Source organism: Micromonospora sp. NPDC049282, from assembly GCF_043197045.1.
Lineage (GTDB): Bacteria > Actinomycetota > Actinomycetes > Mycobacteriales > Micromonosporaceae > Micromonospora.
In genome coordinates this window covers 54855-71337 of sequence record NZ_JBICSL010000010.1, presented here as the reverse complement: position 1 = coordinate 71337, position 16483 = coordinate 54855, and the positions used below count along the sequence as shown (strand labels likewise).

Genomic DNA, 16483 nt, shown 5'->3' with positions numbered 1-16483 from the left:
CACGAGGGCCACGTCAAGCTCGACGACGACTCCCTCATCAGCGACAACGACCCCACCAACTGCGCCAACACCGTCAAGGACTGCTTCAACTGATCCGACGGCCCGGGGTACGCACCGGCCCCCCTGCCACCAGTGGCAGGGGGGCCGGTCGTTCGTTCGTCGCGGGTCAGCTCTGGACGAAGACCGCCACGCTGCGCGCCGGGACGGTGAACGTGCCGGCCGTCCGGTCGAACGAGGCCGTCCGCAGCGCCGGGTCGGCCGAGTTCCGCAGCACCGGGTGCAGCGCCACGGCCGCCCCGCGCAGTCCGGCGACCGTCTGCTTCGCCGTCTCCGGGGTGGCGTTGAAGACGACCGTCACCGACTTCCACTTCCCGTCCAGCCCGCGGGCGTCCAGGGTCATGGTGAGGACGCCCGGCGTCTCCTTCTCCCCGGACAGCGGGAACGCGACCCGCTTCTGCACCTGCTCGGCGGTGGGCAGCCCGAACACCGGCGAGGACCGGCGGATGCGCAGCAGCTCCGCGTAGCGGGCGTCGGCCAGGTCGATCGCCGCGCAGCCCGGCACCAGCTTCGGATCGGCCAGCAGCGGCTTCGCGTACGGCCACTTGTCCTTGTTGTCCTGCTCCGGCGGCAGGCCGGCGCCGAATCCGTTGCCCTGGGCGCAGTCCCAGCGGATCTGGTTGAACCAGTCACCGGAGTTGAACGAGTTACGGTCCAGCGACTTCGACCGCAGCCGCTCCGAGCCGGCCGTCACGAACCCGGTCCCCTGCCCGAACGCGGTGGTCGACAGCGCGAGGACCTGCATCCGGGCCCGGTCCTGCGCCGAGGTCCCCTGCGGCAGCTTGTACGCCAGCGCGTCGTACAGGATCTCGTTGTCGTGCGCGTCGACGTACGTGACCGCCTCGCCCGGCGCGGCGGTGTAGCCGGCCGGGGCGCCGTTGTAGTCGACCTGCGCGCCGGTGACCCGCTTGCCGGAGCTGTCGGTGAACGAGTAGTCGCGCAGGTTGCCGGTCAGCCCCACCTTGATCAGGTCGTGGGCGTGCAGCAGCCGGGCCTTCTGCTCGGCCGTCGAGCCGTTGACCTCGTCGCCGTTCGGGTCGGTGAACAGGCCGGAGGCGAAGCCCTGCACCCGCGGGTTGGCGTCGAACGGGCCGCCGCCACGGACCGCGTCGCGGAGCCGGTCGTTGAACGTGCCGATGCCGGTGCCGGCCATGTTCGCCTGGGTGGCCTGCGTGAACCGGGCGTCGTCGGCGACCTCGCCGAAGTTCCAGCCCTCGCCGTAGAGCATGATGCGGCGGCCGTCCACCCCGTCGCGGGCGAGCGTGAGCTTGTCCAGCGCGGCTCGTACGGCCAGGATGTTCGCCTTCGGGTGGTGACCCATCAGGTCGAACCGGAAGCCGTCCACCTTGTACGTCCTGGCCCAGGTGACAAGCGAGTCCACCACGAGCTTGCCCATCATGGCGTGCTCCGGGGCGGTGTTGGCGCAGCAGGTCGAGTTGGCGACCGTGCCGTCGTCCAACAGCCGGTGGTAGTAGCCCGGCACCACCTGGTCGAGCACCGACTTCGGATCGGTGCCGGCGGCCGAGGTGTGGTTGTAGACCACGTCCATGACCACCCGCAGGCCGGCCTGGTTCACCCCGGCGACCATCTGCCGGAACTCGGTGGTGCGCTTCGCGCCGTTCGGGTCGACCGCGTAGCCGCCCTCCGGCACGGTGTAGTGCAGCGGGTCGTACCCCCAGTTGTAGCCGTCCTTGTCGGCCACCGCCGCGACGCACTTCTGCTGCTGGTCCGAATCCGGCGGCAGTTTCGCCAGGTCGCAGGCCGGCTGAGCCTGGTCGGCCCGCTTCTCTTCGATGGTGGCGAAGTCGAACGCCGGCAGCAGGTGCAGGTAGTTGACGCCGGCGTCGCCGAGCGCCCGCAGGTGCTTCATCCCGGCGGTGTTCGGGTCGGTGAACGCGAGGTAGGTGCCCCGCTTCTCGATCGGCACGGTGGTGTCGGCGATGGAGAAGTCACGCACCGACAGCTCGGAGATCTGCGCCTTCGACGCCGGCGCCGCGGCCGGCTTGCGCAGCTTCGCCCAGCCGGCCGGCGCCAGCGCCGGGTCGGTCAGGTCGACGATCTGGCTGTGCGTGGAGTTCGGCGCGAGCGCCACCGAGTACGGGTCGGTCACCGACGCGGTGACGACCTTCTGCGCCGCCGGCTGCCAGGCCTCGACCTGGTAGCGGTAGTAGCGACCGGTCCACGACGTGGTGCCGCGCACCGACCAGACGCCGGTGCGGTCGTTGCGGCTCATCGCCACCGTGCTCGGCTGCGCGGTCGGCGAGTCGAACAGTTGCAGCGACACCTTCCGCGCGGTCGGCGCCCACACGGCGAGGGTGGGCACCCGGCCGGCGAACGTCGGGCCGAGCTTCGCCGAGGTGGCGGCCGGGTAGACGTCGTCGAGCACGCCGGGGATCTGCACGCCGGTGGCACGCAGCAGCGCGCCCTCGGCGTCCCGCTCGGTCACCACGAGCTGCCCGCGCAGCGCCGCCGGCACCTTGGCCAGGTCGGCGCGGTCCAGCGAGAAGGCGTGATGGGCCCAGAGCTGGGGGTACGCCTGCCGTTGCGCCTCGGTCAGCCCGTTGCGCTGCGCCCGCAGCGGCAGTGTGGTGTACGTGCCGGTCAGCTCGCCGTCGGCGATGCCGATGCCGCCGGCCGGGGCGGCGACGAGCGCGTACCGCCTGCCGTCGGTCGCTCCGGTGGCCCAGGCGACGGTGGACCTGTCGATCCACTGCGCCTTCTGCTTGGTGAGGTCGACGTCGGTGGCGGCCCCGGAGCTGGTCGCCGGCAGCAGCCGGCCCTTGACGCCGGCCAGCAGCCACACCTCGTGCCCGACGGCCAGGTCGAGCCGCTGGTCGTCCGGCTGGTCCTTCTCGTCCCCCTTGTGGAGGATGTAGCTCAGCCCGGTCGCGCCGGCGGCGAGGGGAACCCGGAACACCGCGCCGTACGCGTCGATCTTCTCCGGCTTGAGCGGGGCCGCCCAGTCGGTCGGGTTGGCCGCGCCGTCCCACAGGTGCAGGCCCCAGCCGTCGTAGTTGCCGTCGGCCTTGCGCCAGTGGATGACCGCGGTGCCCTGGTCGACCGGTGGGTCCGGCTCGCCGGTGGCGGCCTGGCGGGTCGGGTAGAGCGTCGGGTCGCCCTGCTTGACCCAGACCTCGCCGGTCTGCGTCACGTCGACGGTGCGGTCGTTCGCCACGTCCTTGTTGCCGTCGGAGTCGACCACGAGGAAGCCGACGGACTTCGCGCCGGGCTTGAGCTTCACCCAGGCGAACCGACCGAACGAGTCCTCGCCGGCGAACGGCTGCCCCTTGGGCCACTCGGTGGCGTACGCCGGGTCGATGTCGCCCCAGGCGTAGAGCCCCCAGTCGGCGTACCCGCCGGCCGGGCGCTGGTAGTGCACGACCGCCCAGTCCCGCGACGCGCCCTGCGCCGGGGTGCCGACCGTGCCGGTGGTGCGGGCGGTGGCGGTGCGGCCCCTGCCGTCGCGGACCACCGCCTTGTATTCGAGGGTCGTGCCTCCGGGCAGGCCGGTCAGGTCGTGGTGGACCGTGTACGGCGCGCGGTCGGCGCTGCCCAGCAGCGTCCACTTCCCGCCGGGCACCCGGGCGGCGAACGTGACGGTGGCGAGCGGGTCGCCGGTGACCTGGGCGGTGACAGCGGTCGTGGTGGCGACCGGGGCGGCGCCCGGCTCGGTGAGCGTGAGGGTCGGGGCCGCGCCGGGCTGCGGGATCGCCCGGTCGGCCTTGAGCACCACGGCCGACATGGCCGGCACGGTGACGCTCAGCTTGCCGTCGGCGCCGGCCGTCGCGGTCGAGGCGCCGCCGTAGATGCCGGTGAAGCGGGCGCCGGCCGACCAGGTGTCCACGGTGACAGTCTGCGGGGTCGAGGCGTTGTTCACCGCCGCGACGTGTTCCACCCGCTCGGTCTTCAGGACCCGGGAGAACGCGAACACGCCCGGGCCGTCGGCGGCGTACCGGGTGACCTGGACGCCGTCGCGCAGCGCGGGGTGCGAGGCGCGGAGCTTGCCCAGCTCGGCGATGGTCCGGTAGAGCGGGTGGCGGGTGTCGTACTGGTCGACGGCGTGGGTGCGGGTGGTGCCGATCAGGTCGTCGTCGAGGTAGTCGGCGGTCCGCGAGGCGAACATGTCCTGGCGGGCGTCCTTGTCCCCGCCGGGGCCGGTGAAGCCCTGCTCGTCGCCGGAGTAGACCACCGGCTGGCCGCGGGTGAGGAACATCAGCTGGTGGGCGAGCTGGTCGCGGCGCAGCTGGGTGGCGTCGTCACCGCCGGCCGCGGCGATGAACGAGCCGATCCGGCCCATGTCGTGGTTGCCGAGGAACGTGGTGAGCCGGTTCGCGTCGGTGTCCCGGGCGGAGTAGAGGTCGTCCTTGGCGTACACGTCGGCGAGCGCCTTGGCCGAGCCGTCGGTGGCGGTGTATCCGCGCGCGGCCTCCTGGAACGAGAAGTCGAGCGTGGCGGGCAGGCCGCCCTGCCGCACGTACGTCGACTCGATCGCCTGGTCGGCGCTGTAGACCTCGCCGAACATGAAGAAGTCCTTCTTGCCGGCCTTGGCCGCGGCGGCGTCGATGCCCCGGGTGAACTGCGGCCAGAAGTCGAGGTTGGTGTGCTTGACCGTGTCGAGGCGGAAACCGTCGACGCCGGCGTGGGCGATCCACTGGCCGTAGATGTCGGTCATGCCCCGGACCACCTCGGGACGCTCGGTCCACAGGTCGTCGAGGCCGAAGAAGTCGCCGTACTCGCTGTTCTCCCCGGCGAAGGTGGAGTCACCGCGGTTGTGGTACATGGTCGGGTCGTTGAGCCACGCCGGGACCTTGGCCTTCGCGTCGGCCGGGCCGGCGAAGGTCGGGGTGTACGGGAACGACTTGGAGTTCACCGCGGGGAATTTCCGGGTGCCGTCGGCGTAGTTGCGGTCCTCGAACGCCCGCCCCTGCGCGTCGGAGTAGGGGGCGGTTTTCTTGTCCACGTAGCCGTACCTGTCCTCCGCGTAGCGGATGATGTCGGCGGTGTGGTTGACGATGATGTCGAGGTAGACCTTGATGCCGCGCCGGTGCGCGAGGTCGACCAGCTTCTTCAGCTCGGCGTTGCTGCCGAAGTGCGGGTCGACCTGGGTGAAGTCGGTGATCCAGTAGCCGTGGTAGCCGGCCGAGACGTCGGCGCCGGTGCCCTGCACGGGCCGGTTCTTGAAGATCGGGGCGAGCCAGATGGCGGTGGTGCCCATCTGCTGGATGTAGTCCATCTTGTCGATGACGCCCTTGAGGTCACCGCCGTGGTAGAAGCCCTTGTCCGCAGGGTCCAGGCCGGTGGTGAGCCGGTCTCCGGTCAGCCCGCCGGTGTCGTTGCGCCTGTCGCCGTTGGCGAAGCGGTCCGGCAGCACGAAGTAGAACTGCTCCGCCTTCGCCGTGTTGCTCCCGGCCTTGAGCAGCGCCTCGGCGGAGGGCTCCCGGCTCCACTGGGGGGCGTTGCCGGCGGCCAGGACGTCGGGGGTGGCGGCGCGCTCGGCGCCATCGGCGCCCAGCTGGTGCAGGGCCGTCGGCACGCCGACGAGGGCCGTCGGCGTGCCGACGAGGGCCACCGGCACGCCGACGAGGGTGAGGACGAGGGAGGAGACCAGGGCGAGCAACGCCTTGGGGGATATCGGCGTCGGTTTCATCGACGGCCTTTCTCTGGTCGCTGATTCGCCCGCACGCTAGCTCTTGCCGAAACATTCTGCAATACCTTGCAAACAGCGTCGTAACACGGCAGTCATCTTGCAAAATCCGGTGCCAGCACCCCCCGCCGCCGCTGCGGGTCGGCTCAGAAACCGGCGCAGGTCGCGCCGTCGACCGTGCAGGCGTCCGGCCGGGTGGTGCCGGTCCGCTCGAAGTGGAAGCGCACCGGCACCGACGCGCCCGCGGCCAGGTCGACGCCGCTGCGGTAGGTGAAGACCCGGCCGTCGAAGCCGAACGGGCCCTGCTCGGCCCCCTCCACCCAGGCGGTGACCAACCGGCCGCGCGGGAAGGTCAGTCGCACCGTCCAGCCCTGCGCGGAGCGGCCGGCGTTGACCAGCAGCACCTCGCCGATGAAGCCGCCGTCGAAGGTGCTCACCACCCCGTACCGCCCGGTCACCGCGGACGGCGGGGCCGGCGCCGCGGGCGGCGGCGCGGACGGAGCGGGTCGGACGTCGCCGCGCGGACCGCCGGTCGACGCGGCCGGCGTCGGCCGGGCGGGCAGCACGGTCGACCTGGGCGACAGCCCGGGCGCCACCGGGCGCGCCGCCGTGCCCGGCGCCCCACCGGTGGCGACGGGCGTGGTGGCCGGCACCACCGGGAGAACCGGCAACGACATGGCCGGGTCCGTCGGTCCCTGCGCCGGGAACGCCCGCCGCCCCCGCACCGAGCCGAGCGCCACCACCAGCAGCACCACCATCACGACCACGCCGACGGCGACGAGGATCCAGGGTGACGAGGTGATGGCGGACCCGGGCGACGGGGCGGCACGACGCGTACGGGACATGTTCCTCCTGTCGGCGGGCGAGGAACGCCCGGCTGCCCTCCCCCGTCGGCGGACTGCGCCAGCCTAGCCAGCGACACCGGCCTGCGGCGAGCGATCCGTGCGGATCTGACCCGCGGCTCAACAACCTGATAAGTTGCACGCCGATCGATGACCACAATGGCTCGTGCAGCGGCAGAACGGGTGGCCAATGACTGAGTGGCAGGGCAACATCCGACGTGCGTCCACCGCGGACCACGCCGTCGTGACCGGGATCCTCGCCGAGGCGTTCATGCGCGACCCGGTGAGCGGCTGGATCTTCCCGGCGGACGACCACCGGGCGCGGGTCCACCCCGCGTTCTTCGGGCCGTTCGTCGCGCTGGCGCTGCGGACCGGCGAGGTCCACGTGGCCGGCGACGGGCTGGGCGCCACCCTCTGGCTCCCGGTCGGCGGCGACCACGACGGCGACGACGGCGAGGAGCTCGCCGAGCTGGAGGCCGCGATCGGCCCGGAGGCGATGAAACGGTTCGCCGTGCTCGACGAGCTGATGGCCGCGAACCACCCCGGCGAGCCGCACTGGTACCTGCCGTTCATCGCGGTGCACCCCGACCACCACGGCACGGGCGTGGGCTCGGCGCTGCTGCGCGACAAGCTGACCGAGTTGGATCAGTCCGGTACGGCCGCCTACCTGGAGGCCAGCTCACCCCGCAACGCCGCGCTCTACGAGCGGCTCGGCTTCCGGCGACGCGCGGTCACGCTGGACCTGCCGGGTGGACCCAGCCTCTACCCGATGTGGCGCCAACCCGCCTGAGACGGCGTCCGTCCCGCCCCGGTTCCGCCGGGGCGGGACGTCACCGGCGTACCGTCGTGGTGCTGACGTCGAGCGCGCCCACCACCGCGGCCAGCAGGCCTTCGAGCTGCGCCGGCAGGAAGCGGCGGCAGTCCCGCATCCGGCCGCCGACCTGCGGGTCGAAGATGTGGGCGGCGAGCCCGACCGCCTCGCCGAGACTCGCCAACAGCAGCGTCCCCGGGTCCAGCTCGGCCGGGGACGAGTGCATCAGCATCGCGGTCAACCGGACCCGCGGCGAGGCCGCCTGGTTCGGGTCGATGGCCGGCCAGCGCACCTGGCGGCCGATCAGCTTGCCCTGCTCCCGGCGGAGAACGCCAGCGGTGACCAGCCGGGTGCCGACCCGCTCGTTGATGTTCAACTGGGTCCGCAGGTAACGGATCCACAGCCGGGCGGGATGCGCGCCCTCGCGACGCAGGATCTCGGTGATCAGCAGGTCGGTCAGCGGCTCCTGCCAGAGCCGCGGGTCGACCGCCGCGAGGCCGCCGCCGTCGAGGGCGATCCGCCCCTCGAACATCAATTCGGCGAGCGCGGCACCGGCCAGCCCGCACTCCAGCCGGTCGACGGCGACGTGCGGCTTACCGGTGAACTCGTCGTGTCCGATGAGGAACAGCGCATCGGCGAGCCGGTACGTGGCTTGTGCCCCGGGGTAGGTCATGGTCCATCCTCGAACGGTGGCCGTGATCGTCGACACGGGACGGTACGGCATGACCACGCACAGCTCAATTCCGGTCGATCATGCGCGCCCCAATCGATATCGAAGTGGGGTTGTCACGATCCGTGATCACCAATAACCTGCTTCAGGCTGTTCCGAAGTAGACACCCAAACCCCTTCCCCCTCCCCCTGGAGAAGCCTTGTCCTCCGATCCGTTCTTCTCCGACGGTGGGCTGCGCCGTGGCCGTCTCGGCACCGCCCACCTCGTCTTCTTCACCGTCGCCGCGTCGGCTCCGCTGACCGTTCTCGGCGGCGGCGTCACCACCATGTACGCCGTCAGCGGCAACGTCGGCGCCGCGCTGGGCTACGTGCTGCTCGCGGCCGTCCTCGCCGTCTTCGCCACCGGCTACGCCGCGATGAGCCGGTACGTCGCGAACGCCGGCGCGTTCTACGCGTACATCGCCAACGGCCTCGGCCGGGCCGGCGGGGTGGCCGGCTCGGCGGTCGCGCTGGCCGCGTACAACGCGATCCAGATCGGCCTCTACGGGCTGTTCGGCGCGATCATGAAGGACTTCATGACGGCGAAGGCCGGGCTCACCCTCGACTGGTGGGTCTGGGCGCTGCTGGCCTGGGTCTTCATCGGCCTGCTCGGCGTGCTGCGCATCGACCTGAACGCCAGCGTGCTCGCGGTGCTCCTCGTCCTCGAGTGCGTGGCGGTGCTGATCTTCGACCTGGTCGCGTTCGCCCACCCGGCCGGCGGCAGCGTCACCACCGCCGGCATCAGCCCCGGTCACCTGTTCGGGGCCGGGTTCGGCGCCGTGCTCGCGTTCACCATCGCCTCGTTCACCGGCTTCGAGAGCGGCGCGATCTACAGCGAGGAGGTCAAGGACCCGCGGCGCACCGTGGCCCGGGCCACCTACATCGCGGTCGCGTTCACCGGCCTGTTCTACGCCTTCTCCGCCTGGGCGCTCACCGTGCTGACCGGGCCGGAGAACGCGCCGCAGGCCAGCGCCGAGGCCGGCCCCGGCGTGATCTTCGGTGCCCTCGAGCAGTACTCCGGCGTGGTCGTCGCGGACATCGCGAACGTCCTGTTCATCACCAGCGTGCTGGCCGCCCTGCTGTCGTTCCACAACGGCGTGGCCCGCTACCTGTTCGCGCTCGGCCGGGAGAACGTCCTGCCCCGCTTCCTCGGCGCGACGTCCAGCCGCAGCGGCGCCCCGATCGCCGGCTCGCTGATGCAGAGCATCCTGGCCGTGGTGGTCTTCCTGGCGTTCGCGATGACCGGCCGCGACCCGGTCATCGACCTGTTCACCTGGCTGTCCGGCTCGGCCGCGGTCGGCGTGGTGCTGCTGATGACGCTCACCTCGGCCGCCGTCGTCGGCTTCTTCCGGGGCCGCAGCGGCCCGGAGTCGGCCTGGCAGCGGGCGATCGCACCGGCACTCGGCACCGTCCTGCTCACCGCCGTGCTGCTGGTGCTGCTGTTCAACTTCGACGCGCTGCTCGCGCCGGACACCGCGAGCTACCTGAAGTGGCTGCTCCCGGCGATCCCGGTGGTGGCCGGCGTGCTCGGCCTGATCTGGGGCGCGGTGCTGCGGACCAGCCGGCCGGACACCTACCGCCGGATCGGCCAGCTCGACGAGGAGGGCCTGCACGAGCCCGGCCTGCACTCGGCTCCCGAGGCCGACCGGTGGGCCGCCAGCCGCCGCTGACCAGGTAAGGCGGGGCCCCTTCTCAACGCATTGGGTAGAGAAGGGGCCCCCGCTCAACCCGGGCGGCGGGTCAGGCGGTGCGGATGACGGTGCAGATGGCCGGGCCCTCGTCGGTGGCACGCAGCAGGTAACGGTAGCGCTCGCCGGGCACCGCACGGCCCTGGCTGTCCAGGAACTCCCACCGCACGGCAACCTCGGTGAGCAGCGCGGAGACCTGCTGCACGTCCTCGATCTGCGCGTTCGCGGCGATCAGCTTCCGCTCCTGGTAGTCGGGCGCGGCGCCGACGAAGCTCAGCGCCACCGCCGCCGGCGAGGTGAACGAGAAGCTGTAGGTGTCCGCGACCACCAACCCGGGCAGGGCGTAGCAGCCGGCGATGGCCGGCACGTCGGCGCTGGTCAGCGCCACTCCGTACCGGTCGAAGAAGTCGGTGAGCGTGTCGAGATCGGTGGAAGCCGTCACGGGGCTTCCATTACCGGCCCGCCACCTCGGCAAACCTGGTCAGCGCGGTGGGATGTGGACCTCGATCTCCGCACCGAGCTGGGCGCCGCCGGTCAGCGGCAGGTCGTCGCCGCTCCAGAACCGTCCCGGGTCGTACCAGTTGGGCCGCCGCCCGGCCGGCAGCAGCCCCATCGCCTCGTAGGTCACCGCCACCACCTCGGCGCAGTACGCCGTCTCCAGCGCCCGGTCGCGCTCCGCCCTCCCACCGTCGTCCGACGTCCGGTCGCGCGCCGCCCTCCCAGCGTCGTCCGGCGTCCGGCCGCTGTCCGGCGTGGACGGCCGACGGCGCACCTGCGGCACCCGGCCCCGGGCCCAGCGCCAGGCGAGCTGCGCGGTGGACGGGAACGGCGTGCCGTCGAGGCGCGCCACGGTACGCAGCACCGCCTCCTCCATGGCGACGTCGGCCGGCGGTTCGAGCTGGCGAAGCCAGCCGCGTTGGCCGTACCTGTTGGCCCACACGCAGACCGCGTCGCGCAGGTCGTGCAGCTGCACGCCGCGCTGGCGGCTGCCGGTCCACATGTCCGGCAGCGAGCGGCCCAGCTCGGCATGCCACATCAGCGGCGGCATGTCGTCAAGCACCACCGCCATGCCCACGTGGTTGACCGGACTGTTTGTGGTGAACTGGATGGCGCGGTCGGGCACGCTGCGCCCGCGGAACACCCACAGGTCGCCGGTGCGGGTCAGCTCCACGGCCTCGTCCAGGCTGATGCTCATGGAGGACTACCCTAAGCCGATGCGGCAACGGATGCGGTGGTGGAAACTGCTCGGCCTGGCCGGCCTCGCCGGTGTGGCGGCGACGGGCGTGGTGGTGGCCCGGGCGGAACGGCAGCGCCGGGCGTACACCCCGGAGGAGATCCGGGACCGGCTGCGCGAGCGGCACGCGAAGGCCTCGTCCTCCTGATCTTCGACGTCACGGGGCGGCGCGCGATGACGCGCTGCCCTAGCATCGCCCTGATGCGAAACAGTTTCTGGGAGACACAGTTTGTCCTCGACCCGCCGCCCGCCCCGGTGGAACGGCACGGCGACGTCGACCTGCACCTGCCGGCGGGCGACGGCCGCCACCCCGCGGTCGTGGTGGTGCACGGCGTTCCCGGTCCGCCGGACGCGCCCGACGCGCGGGACTGGCCGCTCTACCGTGGCTACGGCGCGCTGCTCGCCGAACGCGGCGTGGTGGCCGCGATCCCCCGGCTCTCCGTGGCGAGCCCCGACGACCTGACCGTGGTCGCCACCCGCATCGCCGGGACGGCCGACCTGCTCCGCGCCGACCCCCGCGTGGACCCCGGCCGGCTGGCGCTCTGGTTCTTCTCCGGCGCCGGCCTGCTGCTCGGCGACTGGCTCCGCGACCCGCCCGGCTGGCTGCGCGGCCTCGCCGCGACGTACCCGCTGCTGGCGCCCCTGGCCGAATGGCCGCCGATCGACCCGCGCTTCCACCCGCTCGACGCGCTCGCGGCAGGCGGGGTCGACCCGCCGCCGCTCGTGCTGACCCGGGCCGGGCGGGACCGACCCGAGGTCGCCGCCGGCGTCACGGCGTTCACGGCCGCCGCGCCCCGGCACGGACTGCCGCTGCACGTGGTCGACGTGCCGAACGGGCAGCACGGGTTCGACGCCCTGGACCACAGCGAGGAGTCGCGCGCCGCCGTGCGTGCCGCCCGCGACGCGCTCCTCGACCTGCTCACCGCCCCCTGACCGACTCCAGGTCGCCGTGGTGGCGGTGTCCTGGCACGTCCGATCCCGCCGCGAAAGGGCCCGACCCCACCGGCGGGGTCGGGCCCTTTCTCAACGCTCGGTCGCGCCGACCGGCTCGGCCTGGTCGGACGTCTCGACCGGGGCCAGCCGCTTCGCGCGGCGGCGCAGCCACCAGGTGCTGGCCAGGCCGGCCAGCACGGCGAGCACCAGCCCGGCCCAGGAGATGTCCTTGAGCCAGTGCTCGGCCGCCCGCCCGACGTAGAACAGCAGGTAGGTCGTGCCGAACGCCCAGACCAGGCCGCCGGCCGCGTTCGCCACCAGGAACCGGCGGTACGGCACGTGCAGCGCCCCGGCCAGCGGGCCGGCGAGGATGCGCAGCAGCGCGACGAACCGCCCGAAGAAGACCGCCCACACGCCGTGGCGGGCGAAGCTCTGCTCGGCGCGGGCCAGGTGGGCCGGGCCGAGGTGCCTGGGGAAGCGCCGGCCGAGCCGTTCCAGCAGCGGCCGGCCACCGCGGCGGCCCACCGCGTACCCGATGGAGTCGCCGACGATCGCGCCGGTCGCGGCGGCGGCGGCCACCCACTCGGGCTGGACCACCCCGGTGGCGGCGAGCAGCGCGGAGCTGACCAGCACGATCTCGCCGGGCAGCGGGACGCCCATGCTCTCGACGCCGATCACCCCGGCGACGATCAGGTAGATCACGCCCGGGGGTAGCGCGGAGAGCCAGTGCTGAACGTCGACCACGCACCGACCCTACCCGCGCCGGCTCAGCCGGCGGGGGCCGTCACCGGTGCCAGGAACTCCAGCCGGTTGCCGTGCGGGTCGTGCGTGTGGAACCGCCGCATGCCGGGAATCTCGTCGTCACCCCAGGTCACGGCGTGCCCGGCGGCGTCGAGCCGGGCGGCGAGGTCGTCCAGGTCGGTGCGGACCAGCGCCGGGTGCGCCTTGCGGGCGGGGCGGAAGTCGTCCTCGACGCCGAGGTGCAGCTCGGCGTCGTACCCGGAGAACCAGCAACCACCGCGGGCGGCGAGGGCCGGCGGTTTGGACTTCTCGGTGAGGCCGAGCAGGCCGGCGTAGAAGGCTCGGGAGAGATCCTCGGAGCCGCGGGGGCAGGCGAGCAGGACGTGGTGGATCATGGTGGCACCTCCTCGTCCCGCAGCGTGGCACGAGGTTGCGCGGATAGCAAGACGGACGTACGGTTTTGTAGAGACCGACGTAGGTAAGTGTCGCCTAAGCACGGCGGCGCCCCGGTCGGTGCGACAAACTGCTCAGGACTACTCACGGGCGCTGGTGTGAAGGAGTACGACGTGGCGAGCCTCGACACCTTCGGTGCGAAGACCCAGCTACGCGTCGGAGACGCGAGCTACGAGATTTTCAGGATCGGCAAGGTTCCGGGGCACGACAGACTGCCCTACAGCCTGAAGATCCTGCTGGAGAACCTGCTGCGGACCGAGGACGGCGCGAACATCACGGCCGACCACATCCGGCAGCTCGGCGCGTGGGACCCCACCGCCGACCCGAGCGTGGAGATCCAGTTCACCCCGGCCCGGGTGCTGATGCAGGACTTCACCGGCGTGCCCTGCGTCGTCGACCTGGCCACCATGCGCGAGGCCGTCCGCGACCTCGGCGGCGACGCCACCAAGGTGAACCCGCTCGCCCCGGCCGAGCTGGTCATCGACCACTCCGTCATCGCCGACCTGTTCGGCCGCGAGGACGCGTTCGAGCGCAACGTCGAGCTGGAGTACGAGCGCAACAAGGAGCGCTACCAGTTCCTGCGCTGGGGCCAGAGCGCGTTCAACGAGTTCAAGGTCGTCCCGCCGGGCACCGGCATCGTGCACCAGGTCAACATCGAGTACCTGGCCCGCACGATCATGGAGCGCAACGGCCAGGCGTACCCGGACACCGTGGTCGGCACCGACTCGCACACCACGATGGTCAACGGCCTGGGCGTGCTGGGCTGGGGCGTCGGCGGCATCGAGGCCGAGGCCGCGATGCTCGGCCAGCCGGTCAGCATGCTGATCCCCCGGGTCGTCGGCTTCAAGCTTTCCGGTGAGATGCCGGCCGGCACCACCGCCACCGACCTGGTGCTGACCATCACCGAGATGCTGCGCAAGCACGGCGTGGTCGGCAAGTTCGTCGAGTTCTACGGTCCCGGCGTGAGCGCGGTGCCGCTGGCCAACCGCGCCACCATCGGCAACATGTCGCCGGAGTACGGCTCCACCGTGGCGATCTTCCCGATCGACGCCGAGACGATCCGCTACCTGGAGCTGACCGGCCGCGACGCGTCCCAGGTCGCGCTGGTCGAGGCGTACGCCAAGGAGCAGGGCCTCTGGCACGACCCGGGCCACGAGCCGGAGTACTCGGAGCGCCTGGAGCTGGACCTCGGCACCATCGAGCCGTCCCTGGCCGGCCCGAAGCGCCCGCAGGACCGGGTGCCGCTGGGCAGCGCCAAGACGCTGTTCCGCTCGGCGCTGACCGACTACGTGGCGGCCGACGAGACCGGCGGCGACCCCGGCCGCAAGCCGGGCGTGCCGCAGCAGCAGAAGCCGTTCGGCACCGACGGCCCGGCCGACGAGGCCAGCGCCGAGTCCTTCCCGGCCAGCGACGCCCCGGCCAACGGCGTGAACGACCCGGCGGACGCGCCGCGTGACCTGGAGGCCGCCGCCGTGGGCGCGGGCGGCCGGGCCACCAACCCGGTCCGCGTGACCGGCGCCGACGGCGTGGAGTACGAGCTGGACCACGGCGCCGTGGTGATCGCGGCGATCACCTCCTGCACCAACACCTCGAACCCGCAGGTGATGATCGGCGCGGCGCTGCTGGCCCGCAACGCGGTGGAGAAGGGCCTGACCCGCAAGCCGTGGGTGAAGACCACCCTCGCGCCGGGTTCGAAGGTCGTCATGGACTACTACGACCGCGCCGGCCTCACGCCCTACCTGGACAAGCTCGGCTTCAACCTGGTCGGCTACGGCTGCACCACCTGCATCGGCAACTCCGGCCCGCTGCCGGAGGAGGTCTCCGCCGCCGTCAACGAGGGCGACCTGGCCGTCGTCTCGGTGCTGTCCGGCAACCGCAACTTCGAGGGCCGGATCAACCCGGACGTCAAGATGAACTACCTGGCGTCCCCGCCGCTTGTGGTCGCGTACGCGCTCGCCGGCACCATGGACATCGACCTGGCCAACGAGCCGATCGGCGAGGACGCCGAGGGCAACCCGGTGTTCCTGCGGGAGATCTGGCCGAACACGGCCGAGATCCAGGACGTCATCGCCTCCGCGATCGGCGCCACCGGCTTCAGCGCCGCGTACGCCGACGTGTTCGCCGGTGACGAGCGCTGGCAGTCGCTGCCGACCCCGACCGGTGACACGTTCTCCTGGGCCGGCGACTCCACCTACGTGCGCAAGCCCCCGTACTTCGAGGGCATGCAGCAGGAGCCGACCCCGGTGCGGGACATCGCCGGCGCGCGGGTGCTGGCGAAGCTGGGCGACTCGGTGACCACCGACCACATCTCCCCGGCCGGCTCGATCAAGGCGGACTCCCCTGCCGGCACGTACCTGGCCGAGCACGGTGTGGCCCGGCACGAGTTCAACTCGTACGGCTCCCGCCGGGGCAACCACGAGGTGATGATCCGGGGCACGTTCGCCAACATCCGGCTGCGCAACCAGCTCGTCCCGGGCGTGGAGGGCGGCTTCACGGTCAACCACCTGACCGGCGAGCAGACCTCGATCTACGACGCCTCGATGGCGTACCAGGAGGCGGGCGTCCCGCTGGTCATCCTGGCCGGCAAGGAGTACGGCTCGGGCTCGTCGCGCGACTGGGCGGCCAAGGGCACCATGCTGCTGGGCGTGAAGGCGGTCATCGCCGAGTCGTACGAGCGGATCCACCGCTCGAACCTGATCGGCATGGGCGTGCTGCCGCTGCAGTTCCCGGTGGACACCACCGCGGAGTCGCTGGGCCTGACCGGCACCGAGACGTTCTCGTTCAGCGGCGTCACCGCGCTGAACGACGGCGACACCCCGCGCACGGTGAAGGTCACCACCGACACCGGCGTGGAGTTCGACGCCGTGGTCCGCATCGACACCCCGGGTGAGGCGGACTACTACCGGCACGGCGGCATCCTGCAGTACGTGCTGCGCCGGATGATCGCGAGCTGAGCTCGGGTGCAAGGAGGGGCCCCTTGTTGACAGACGTCTGTTGACAAGGGGCCCCTCCTTGCATGCGGTCAGCGGAGGCGGAGGGCGACGGCGCGCGCCTCGGCGTCGGTGAGCGGCAGGAACCACAGGAAGCGCCGCACGATGGCGACCGGGTCCGGACCGTCGGGCTGCCCGCGCAGGTCGCGGATGGCCCGGCGGGTGATCCGGGAGAACTCGGAGATCAGCGTGGCGCGGCGGGCCGCGTCGGTGGGCGTGGCCCGCAGCGTCGGGCACGGCCAGGGCTCGCCGCAGCGGTCGCAGCGCCAGGCCGGACCGCACGCGCGGTGCGCGGGCAGCGGCAGCGCCACCCGGGGGTACGCGGAAGTCGGTGTCGGGTCGGTCATGACTCCACCCTGCCGAGGGTGTCCGTACAATCAC

General features: G+C 72.2%; 13 protein-coding genes. 5 read left to right on the top strand and 8 right to left on the bottom strand.

Annotated features, from left to right (window positions below; genetic code table 11):
* Positions 1 to 166: 166 nt before the first annotated feature.
* Together pulA and ACGFI2_RS17675 are read right to left on the bottom strand one after the other, a co-directional pair.
* Positions 167 to 5704: a pullulanase-type alpha-1,6-glucosidase gene (pulA, locus tag ACGFI2_RS17680; RefSeq protein WP_393517819.1), complete on the bottom strand. Its 5538-nt coding sequence runs from the start codon at positions 5702 to 5704 to the stop codon at positions 167 to 169.
* Between the two features lie 143 nt (positions 5705 to 5847).
* The gene (locus ACGFI2_RS17675; protein ID WP_393517816.1) at positions 5848 to 6546 is read right to left on the bottom strand and encodes a cellulose binding domain-containing protein; all 699 of its coding nucleotides are present in this window, start codon (positions 6544 to 6546) and stop codon (positions 5848 to 5850) included.
* A gap of 187 nt (positions 6547 to 6733) precedes the next feature.
* Between ACGFI2_RS17675 and ACGFI2_RS17670 the strand changes: the two genes are divergently transcribed.
* A complete protein-coding gene (locus ACGFI2_RS17670; protein WP_393517813.1) occupies positions 6734 to 7333 on the top strand; it encodes a GNAT family N-acetyltransferase in 600 nt (199 codons plus the stop codon).
* Positions 7334 to 7373: 40 nt separating this feature from the next.
* On the opposite strand, the gene ACGFI2_RS17665 is transcribed toward ACGFI2_RS17670, so the two are convergent.
* A complete protein-coding gene (locus ACGFI2_RS17665; protein WP_393517810.1) occupies positions 7374 to 8027 on the bottom strand; it encodes a GPP34 family phosphoprotein in 654 nt (217 codons plus the stop codon).
* Between the two features lie 197 nt (positions 8028 to 8224).
* Between ACGFI2_RS17665 and ACGFI2_RS17660 the strand changes: the two genes are divergently transcribed.
* The gene (locus ACGFI2_RS17660) at positions 8225 to 9733 is read left to right on the top strand and encodes an APC family permease (protein WP_393517807.1); all 1509 of its coding nucleotides are present in this window, start codon (positions 8225 to 8227) and stop codon (positions 9731 to 9733) included.
* A 70-nt stretch (positions 9734 to 9803) separates the two neighbouring features.
* Here ACGFI2_RS17660 and ACGFI2_RS17655 read toward each other — a convergent pair whose 3' ends face one another.
* Positions 9804 to 10193, bottom strand: a complete 390-nt coding sequence (locus ACGFI2_RS17655) for a hypothetical protein (protein WP_393517804.1) — start codon at positions 10191 to 10193, stop codon at positions 9804 to 9806.
* A gap of 39 nt (positions 10194 to 10232) precedes the next feature.
* Positions 10233 to 10946, bottom strand: coding sequence for a hypothetical protein (locus ACGFI2_RS17650; protein WP_393517801.1), 714 nt, complete (start codon positions 10944 to 10946; stop codon positions 10233 to 10235).
* Positions 10947 to 10965: 19 nt separating this feature from the next.
* Here ACGFI2_RS17650 and ACGFI2_RS17645 point away from each other — a divergent pair, with 19 nt between their 5' ends.
* Positions 10966 to 11133 (top strand): hypothetical protein, encoded by a 168-nt coding sequence (locus ACGFI2_RS17645; protein WP_393517798.1) that lies wholly within the window; start codon positions 10966 to 10968, stop codon positions 11131 to 11133.
* A 53-nt stretch (positions 11134 to 11186) separates the two neighbouring features.
* On the top strand, positions 11187 to 11918 hold the full coding sequence (locus ACGFI2_RS17640) for a hypothetical protein (RefSeq protein ID WP_393517795.1): 732 nt from the start codon (positions 11187 to 11189) through the stop codon (positions 11916 to 11918).
* A gap of 90 nt (positions 11919 to 12008) precedes the next feature.
* Here the strand turns inward: ACGFI2_RS17640 and ACGFI2_RS17635 are convergent, their stop codons facing one another.
* The gene (locus ACGFI2_RS17635; RefSeq protein ID WP_393517792.1) at positions 12009 to 12662 is read right to left on the bottom strand and encodes a DedA family protein; all 654 of its coding nucleotides are present in this window, start codon (positions 12660 to 12662) and stop codon (positions 12009 to 12011) included.
* 23 nt (positions 12663 to 12685) lie between these two features.
* Positions 12686 to 13054, bottom strand: coding sequence for a VOC family protein (locus ACGFI2_RS17630; RefSeq protein ID WP_393517789.1), 369 nt, complete (start codon positions 13052 to 13054; stop codon positions 12686 to 12688).
* A 156-nt stretch (positions 13055 to 13210) separates the two neighbouring features.
* On the opposite strand from ACGFI2_RS17630, the gene ACGFI2_RS17625 reads away from it, so the two are divergent.
* Entirely contained in the window at positions 13211 to 16066 is a 2856-nt protein-coding gene (locus ACGFI2_RS17625; protein WP_393517786.1) for an aconitate hydratase, read from the top strand.
* A 68-nt stretch (positions 16067 to 16134) separates the two neighbouring features.
* On the opposite strand, the gene ACGFI2_RS17620 is transcribed toward ACGFI2_RS17625, so the two are convergent.
* Positions 16135 to 16449: a hypothetical protein gene (locus tag ACGFI2_RS17620; protein WP_393517783.1), complete on the bottom strand. Its 315-nt coding sequence runs from the start codon at positions 16447 to 16449 to the stop codon at positions 16135 to 16137.
* Between the last annotated feature and the right edge of the window lie 34 nt (positions 16450 to 16483).

Bases quoted from the DNA above. Each gene is read 5' to 3' on its own strand.
- ACGFI2_RS17645 (WP_393517798.1), top strand. From the start codon at position 10,966: ATGCGGCAACGGATGCGGTGGTGGAAACTGCTCGGCCTGGCCGGCCTC.
- ACGFI2_RS17670 (WP_393517813.1), top strand. From the start codon at position 6,734: ATGACTGAGTGGCAGGGCAACATCCGACGTGCGTCCACCGCGGACCAC.
- pulA (WP_393517819.1), bottom strand. From the start codon at position 5,704: ATGAAACCGACGCCGATATCCCCCAAGGCGTTGCTCGCCCTGGTCTCC.
- ACGFI2_RS17640 (WP_393517795.1), top strand. From the start codon at position 11,187: ATGCGAAACAGTTTCTGGGAGACACAGTTTGTCCTCGACCCGCCGCCC.
- ACGFI2_RS17665 (WP_393517810.1), bottom strand. From the start codon at position 8,027: ATGACCTACCCCGGGGCACAAGCCACGTACCGGCTCGCCGATGCGCTG.
- ACGFI2_RS17650 (WP_393517801.1), bottom strand. From the start codon at position 10,946: ATGAGCATCAGCCTGGACGAGGCCGTGGAGCTGACCCGCACCGGCGAC.
- ACGFI2_RS17630 (WP_393517789.1), bottom strand. From the start codon at position 13,054: ATGATCCACCACGTCCTGCTCGCCTGCCCCCGCGGCTCCGAGGATCTC.
- ACGFI2_RS17675 (WP_393517816.1), bottom strand. From the start codon at position 6,546: ATGTCCCGTACGCGTCGTGCCGCCCCGTCGCCCGGGTCCGCCATCACC.
- ACGFI2_RS17620 (WP_393517783.1), bottom strand. From the start codon at position 16,449: ATGACCGACCCGACACCGACTTCCGCGTACCCCCGGGTGGCGCTGCCG.